This is a genomic window from Nostoc sp. WHI, from assembly GCF_015714725.1.
In the GTDB taxonomy this organism is placed as follows: domain Bacteria; phylum Cyanobacteriota; class Cyanobacteriia; order Cyanobacteriales; family Nostocaceae; genus Nostoc.
Map to the genome: position 1 here is coordinate 1 of NZ_WBKM01000254.1, position 6,486 is coordinate 6,486.

Annotated in this window: 6 protein-coding genes; 3 read left to right on the top strand and 3 right to left on the bottom strand. The window is 39.6% G+C overall.

Going from position 1 to position 6,486, the window contains the following annotated elements; translation table 11 throughout:
* Window positions 1–721 precede the first annotated feature (721 nt).
* Together msrA and F8S12_RS25995 are read right to left on the bottom strand one after the other, a co-directional pair.
* Complete coding sequence (gene msrA, locus F8S12_RS25990) at window positions 722–1,387, bottom strand: peptide-methionine (S)-S-oxide reductase MsrA (protein ID WP_196519179.1); 666 nt, start codon at window positions 1,385–1,387, stop codon at window positions 722–724.
* Window positions 1,341–1,493 (bottom strand): hypothetical protein, encoded by a 153-nt coding sequence (locus F8S12_RS25995; protein ID WP_196519180.1) that lies wholly within the window; start codon window positions 1,491–1,493, stop codon window positions 1,341–1,343. The genes msrA and F8S12_RS25995 overlap by 47 nt, the downstream gene beginning before the upstream one ends.
* A gap of 46 nt (window positions 1,494–1,539) precedes the next feature.
* Between F8S12_RS25995 and F8S12_RS26000 the strand changes: the two genes are divergently transcribed.
* The 3 genes from F8S12_RS26000 to F8S12_RS26010 all read left to right on the top strand — a co-directional run bounded on the left by F8S12_RS26000 (window position 1,540) and on the right by F8S12_RS26010 (window position 4,070).
* Complete coding sequence (locus F8S12_RS26000; protein WP_196519181.1) at window positions 1,540–1,977, top strand: YidH family protein; 438 nt, start codon at window positions 1,540–1,542, stop codon at window positions 1,975–1,977.
* A gap of 418 nt (window positions 1,978–2,395) precedes the next feature.
* On the top strand, window positions 2,396–2,719 hold the full coding sequence (locus tag F8S12_RS26005) for a hypothetical protein (RefSeq protein WP_196519182.1): 324 nt from the start codon (window positions 2,396–2,398) through the stop codon (window positions 2,717–2,719).
* A gap of 169 nt (window positions 2,720–2,888) precedes the next feature.
* Window positions 2,889–4,070 (top strand): hypothetical protein, encoded by a 1,182-nt coding sequence (locus tag F8S12_RS26010; RefSeq protein WP_196519183.1) that lies wholly within the window; start codon window positions 2,889–2,891, stop codon window positions 4,068–4,070.
* Here F8S12_RS26010 and F8S12_RS26015 read toward each other — a convergent pair.
* Window positions 4,048–6,135, bottom strand: a complete 2,088-nt coding sequence (locus F8S12_RS26015) for an FAD-dependent oxidoreductase (RefSeq protein WP_196519184.1) — start codon at window positions 6,133–6,135, stop codon at window positions 4,048–4,050. The two genes, F8S12_RS26010 and F8S12_RS26015, sit on opposite strands and share 23 nt — an antisense overlap.
* Between the last annotated feature and the right edge of the window lie 351 nt (window positions 6,136–6,486).

The following is a 6,486-nucleotide window of genomic DNA, read 5'->3' on the forward strand; positions in this document are numbered from 1 at the left end:
CCTAGCTCATTTAATTCGTAATTCGTAATCTTGTAGGGTGCGTTAGCCAAGGGTATAACGCACCATCTCAATACTTTCGGTATTTTATGCATAGGCGTAGCCCGTCGTAGACATCGCTATTTTAATGCAACTGCTGCATTCCAAAAATATAAGCAATTTTACAAATACTTGAGCATTTACAACAATTGCTTAAGTCAAAGCTGTAAATGCTTTAACGTTATTAACTTTTACTTGAGCGTTTACAACAATTGCTTAAGCAAAAGCTGTAAATGCTTTAACATGACTAACAAATCTTGAGCATTTGCTGTAAATGCTTAAACAAAACTTATCAATGATGTCGTAGAGGCTATGTTATTTTACTAAATTCCAGTTGCACAAGCTGTCATCGCTGCTAAAACTATCCTCAATGCACTGACTTGTCTTGCAGATCGCATTTATATGAGGTAAGCTGACGCGCATCTAAATTTGATAATTTAGCGCCTGAACTCTTTTGCTGTCCTAGATTGCCGTGTAAAACTAGATGACGAACAGCTTAATGTATCCAGACAATTTTGCCGGGTTTGTTGGGTTTCACCTTGTTCAACCAACCTACAAATATTCTTAACTACACAAAACCTGTCCCTCTCCGACTCGGAAAGGGACAGACTTGAACTAAAGTTCAAGGTAAGGAGAGGTTCGTCGAACTAACGTTAAGTTTCCAACCCTACTAACTCCATTTCTATCAACTAACTTGCGATTCAACTACACCTACGGGACAAGAAACATTTGTCCCTCCCAAACCACAATACCCGTTGGGATTTTTAGCCAAGTATTGCTGATGGTAAGCTTCGGCATAATAGAATTCAGGTGCATCTAAGATTTCTGTAGTAATCTTGCCATAACCTGCACCGTTGAGAGCTTGCTGATAAGCTTCCCGCGATGCTTCTGCTAGCTGCTTTTGACTTTCGGAATATACATAAATTCCCGAACGGTATTGAGTGCCAGCATCATTACCTTGGCGCATCCCTTGGGTGGGATTGTGGCTTTCCCAGAAGACTTTGAGCAGTTCGGCATAACTAATCACTTTGGGATCAAACACAACCAGCACCACTTCATTGTGTCCGGTTCGTCCACTACATACTTCTTCATAGGTGGGGTTGGGTGTAAACCCAGCAGCATAACCGACTGCGGTAGTGTAAACTCCTTTAAGTTGCCAGAATTTGCGTTCTGCACCCCAAAAACAGCCCAAGCCAAAAATTACCTTTTCTAATCCATCGGGATAAGGAGCTTTTAGGGGATTTTTGTTAACATAATGAGCTGCGGGTACTGACATAGATTGTGCCCTTCCTGACAAAGCTTCGTCAGGCGTGGGTATAACTTCCTTTTTGCCAAATCCGAATAATCCCATTGATTTTGACTCTGATATACATCTTTACCTTATTTACTATTGTAAAGATTCTAGCGATCGCTTGGGGTTTTCTCGGAGTCGTTGCTGGACTTGTTTGCTCTTTCATTAGTTAATGCTATTCATCAAGGGAAACTTAGCATCAATAAATACTCATGGATAAAATACCAAAAATTGACCGTCAAAGGGAGCATCAAGCGAACGAACGTACTTTTCTGGCTTGGCTACGCACTTCTATTGCATTGATTGGCTTTGGTTTTGCGATCGCGCGATTTGGTATATTTCTGCACCAGCTTAGTATTATGATTACTCAACAAGAACCTCCGGTACAGCCATTATCCAACTCGGAAAATTTGGGTCTGGCTTTAGTGATTTTTGGAATTTCGACTATTGCGTTAGCTGCATGGCGATACAACCAAGTTTTCTGGCAAATTGAACAAGGGGACTATAGACCAACTAGGTTAATGGTTTGGATAATGACCGGAGTCGTAATTATTTTGGGACTTCTGAGTATTCCTTTGCTCTTAAAACGTGATAAAGTACCTTCTCGTTCTCCTGTTCCAATTCAACCACAGTCCCGAAAGTGGCATTAAGCATCAAGTATAACTTTATATATGTCCTCCAATCAGACTGTATAAAAGTCCAAGCAATACAATTAAAGTCACAACAATAATATAGGTAAAATCTCCTTGTCGAATATAGGCTAATATTATTTATTTATAGTACAAATGTTCATTGCAAAAAGGCTAGTTCTGTTCATATAGGTTGGTTTTTCGTACCTACTACTTAAGACAGTTAAGACAGTTAAGACAGTTAAGAAAAAGAGAGATTTTTGCTAGAAATAATGTTGCATTATTGTGTACACTAATCATCATCAATCAAGCAAAAATTGTGCAACTTAACAGGTTGTTATAACTAACCTTTGCTTGCTCTAACGTTCAAATGCCCAACATTACAAAAATCTCAGACATTCAAAAACTAGGGGCAGAAACCAGAAATTAAGGAGATGTTATGTCAGTAGAGAGTTTCAAGGAATTCTTTCAAGTTTTTTTAAATGACCCAGATGTAGTCAACGATTTTTCGCAAAACGTGAATAGCGTGGAAAGCGGTATACAATTCGCGATCGAACGTGGGGCCCAAAAAGGATATCAGTTTAGCCAACAGGATGTTGAAGAAGGCTTGGCATCTCTTAAGAGCGAGTGGATTGCACAACAGTCTCCACAAGAATCAAGACTTGAGGCAGGAGGCTGGGCTGATGGAGAAGCAGGTGCAGCAATAGGAGAGGCCATCAACACTTATATTGATGACGACGAAGGTGACTCCGGTGGTTGGTAATAGCCAGGTTAATTTCAATTACTTGACTTGATGGTTATGCTGTAGCTGCATTTGATTCAACTGTTTCAGCTTTGAGTTTGCTACAATGCCCAAACTCAAAGCTGAATCTGTAACATTTCCTTGGCAGCTACAGCAATTAAAATTAGCTAATGAATAGAAGAATTTTGATATGACAGAGAGCTTGAGTAGTACTCTGCGAGCAGTTGTCAATCCTTATATACCATCTGCTCTTATTTCATCTGAACATTTAGAGCAAATTAGCGCAACGGTTCAGCATTTGCCTGCTTCGATTACGACGTTTTTTGGCTATGAATGCCGATTACAAGAAAGTAGCGCTCGCGCCGATTTCTTATTGTGTGTCTATCCTAATATAGGTCGTCAAATTCTTGCAGGAGAAGACAATTTACTAGAGGAAAATATTTTTTCAGTGCCTTCTTGGAACTTGATTCGTAGTTTTGCTCAGGAGTGGGCAAATCCAGCATCATTGTTCGCTAATAAAATTTTAAATATGTGGCTAGAATTTGATATTGACGAGTCATCTTCAGCTATACCTGTACCTTCAGTATTTTTCAAACCTGAGAACAATGCGATCGCTCCAGGCAAAGATTACCAATGGTTAAAACAAGCTCTTCTTGTTCTTAGAGGACAACCACTTTCTGAGAATATCATGAGCTGCTTGACTGATTGTATTGAGGCGCTCCCTTCTACAGGTTACGCTTTTCAAGTTGCTGCCATGTTTAGCCGACCAACGAACTTTCTTCGGCTTTGCCTGCGGAACATTGAGCCATTGGAAATACCTCTGTACCTTGAACGTGTGGGTTGGAAAGGAAATCAAGCAACCCTCAAAGAACTAGTAAACTGGCTCAGTGAACGAGTAAACAATATAACTCTTAATCTTGATGTGGGTGATGAAGTGCTGCCAACTATCGGTTTAGAGTGTTACTTTAGCTTCGATAGCACAGTGTATGAGCGAATTGAGAGCTTTTTAGATGAGTTAGTAGAAAAAGGTCTGTGCTTGCCAGAAAAACGCGATGGACTTTTAGCCTATCCTGGGCTAGTTCACCAAGGGATAAATGCACAAGATTGGCCTTTATACCTTAAATGGGAGTCTGTTTTTTATAAGAAAGACAAGATCAGCGCCTTTTGGCGGTTTTTACATCACATAAAATTCGTGCTTCGTCCAGGGGGCAAGGTGGAAGTGAAGGCTTATCTAAGAGTATCTCACTCCTGGTTTTCAATTGATGATTTGAGCCAAGTGTACAAAATAGCCAATAGATCACGGGACTGGAATTTGTCTTCTTCCGAGTCCAATGAATCATTAGACTCACTTAATCAGCAAGTGCCAACATAGCCCAAGCCGTCGTGATTTTCCCTCTATCTACTCCATGAAAGAATAGGCGTTCATTTTCTTCAGTCTCGAACCAGTAATAAAGTACAGCTTCTGGGCGCCAGCCATTGGAACTTTTCTGTTCAACTAGCCATTTTTTCCCTCTATCAATAACAGGTTCATCTGGATTAATTGTTCGGAGGGCTAGAATAGCCGTTGCAGTCTCAATGACCGAATCCTGCCAACTACCGTTTTTCTTCTGCTGATTTAAAACAAAGCATTTTGCTCGTTCTACAGCAACGGGGCAGTTCATCCGGTGTAAAAGTCGTAAAGCATAATAAGTCGTTATCATGCGGGAAGGAAACCAACGTCCCTGAAAACCTCCATCTTCTTGCTGATTCGCCTGAAGAAAGCGACAACAAGCTTCTATTTCCTTTTGGTAAAGTATTGGTGCGACACGATGTAAGAGATAACCAGCATGAGCCGTAGCATCGGGTGATGGCCCAAGCCAATATTTTGCTCGTCCTGGTCTATTGAAGGGAATCGTATGAAAAGCTCCGGTATTGCCCTCGAAAAATAGTTCTACTAAACGCTGAAGACTTGGTAGTAGAATTTCGTGAGATACTTTGGCTTCTAGTAACCCTTCTAAAACAAGGGTGCTATCCTCGGCAGTCACGCCATAGCCTTGGTGGTATTCCCATAAAAAGTCACGCCGATTTTCTAATAAATAATCTCGTAAAGATTGATCATATTCAGCTTGTAGAATCAGTCCATAATAAGCAACTGTCCCCTCGGCTTTGCGCCCAACAAAAATGGGTTTGTTTTGAGTTATTTTGTACAGGTAGGCATCAGTTAATGGTTCTGTTGCCCAGGAAAAATAGTTGGATGTCAACGTTTGGTTTAAAAAGGCTTGTATGAGAGCGACGGCTTTGTTTCCCGAATTCATGGCTGCAACCATCCCGTAAGGAAGCTTTGTGTTAAGTGTGTAATCTCCCACCAAAAAAACTCGTTCGGAAGGACGAATTGACTGTGAATTTTGATTGGCTATAAATTCTTCAGAAATAATTGGCCCAATCAGCGGCCAATGTTTTATATCTGTGAAGTTCAGTTGTTCTTGAGACAGAGTGCCAATTCCAAGGGCGTTGAGATGATTGATAGTTTTTGTTATAACTTCGTTGTCAGGCAGAGTCAAAATTTCCTGGGCTTGTTCGCCTATATAATAACAACTTAGTAAGCAAATATCGCCTTTGTTTTGTCGAATTACAGTGTTAGGAGACGCTCCTACTGTGACGATATAAGAAAAATCACAAATTAGGTGATTTGGCAATGCTAAAACAACTACAGATCCTCTAGCGTAACGTACTGAATGCAAGAAGTTACGAGCTTCTTTATTCATAGTAACTAACAGCTTGTAGGCAATTGGTGCGGGTACGGTCAAGAGAACACTTTTTGCTTGAAGGGAGTATTTCTTTTCTTGCCTTATATATTCAATATATACGCGATCGCCTCGTTCCTCAACTGACAAAACTTCAGCATCAAGACGCATTCTATCCCCTACTAAATCCGTTAGATATTGAATTAGTTCTCCATTTCCATTTTTATGATGATTGCTAGCAAACCGAATAAAAGTATCCCGAAATCTCTCAGGAATATATTCCTTCATTTCCCCAGGATGGATGACTTGAAAAAAAGCATTAAGAATTTTGTAGATTTTTGGTGAAAGCAGATTTAAATCAAGCTTACGAGAGAATTGTTTGACTTGTTCTAGTTCTTCTTTAGTTAGTCCAACTTTTGACAAACATTCCTCAATTCTGCTTCCATAATGAACTTTACCTATATAAAACAGTCCAATATCGTTTTTCTCTGCAATTAACTCTGATGAAGGCAATGAAAAATTCAAATTGCTTTCTCGATATCCGAAAATAGCACCAACATCATAGGCTATTTCCCCGTGATAACGGGTTAATATTCGACCGCCAGGATGTTCCATTTTTTCCAGGATGAGAAAATTTTTTTCTCTAAGCTCACGAGCAGCACATAAACCTGAAATCCCGGCTCCTACAATTACAATATCATAGAGATTATTCATATATCTTGAGATAGTAACTCTAGCTTAATATAAAATATAAATCTGGTTTACCGACTTTTTTCGTGTTCTTTCTTAACTGTCCATTCATAAAAGCAGTTAATTAGTTAGGTGTCTTAACTGTCCTTGACAAATGACACAAGTTGAATAAAAATGGGTATTAATTAAGAGGATGTCTAAAAAATTTTAAGTAAGTGTCATGAACAGCGTACACTAGGGCAGATAAAAAGGGGAAATAGATGTTTTTACTCTTCCTTATTTTCAATTCACTTAAATATAAAAATTATCAAATATAGCGGTTCTCGTTCACGTGAGGTACACCCGTAGGGGCAATTCATGAATTGCCCCTACACC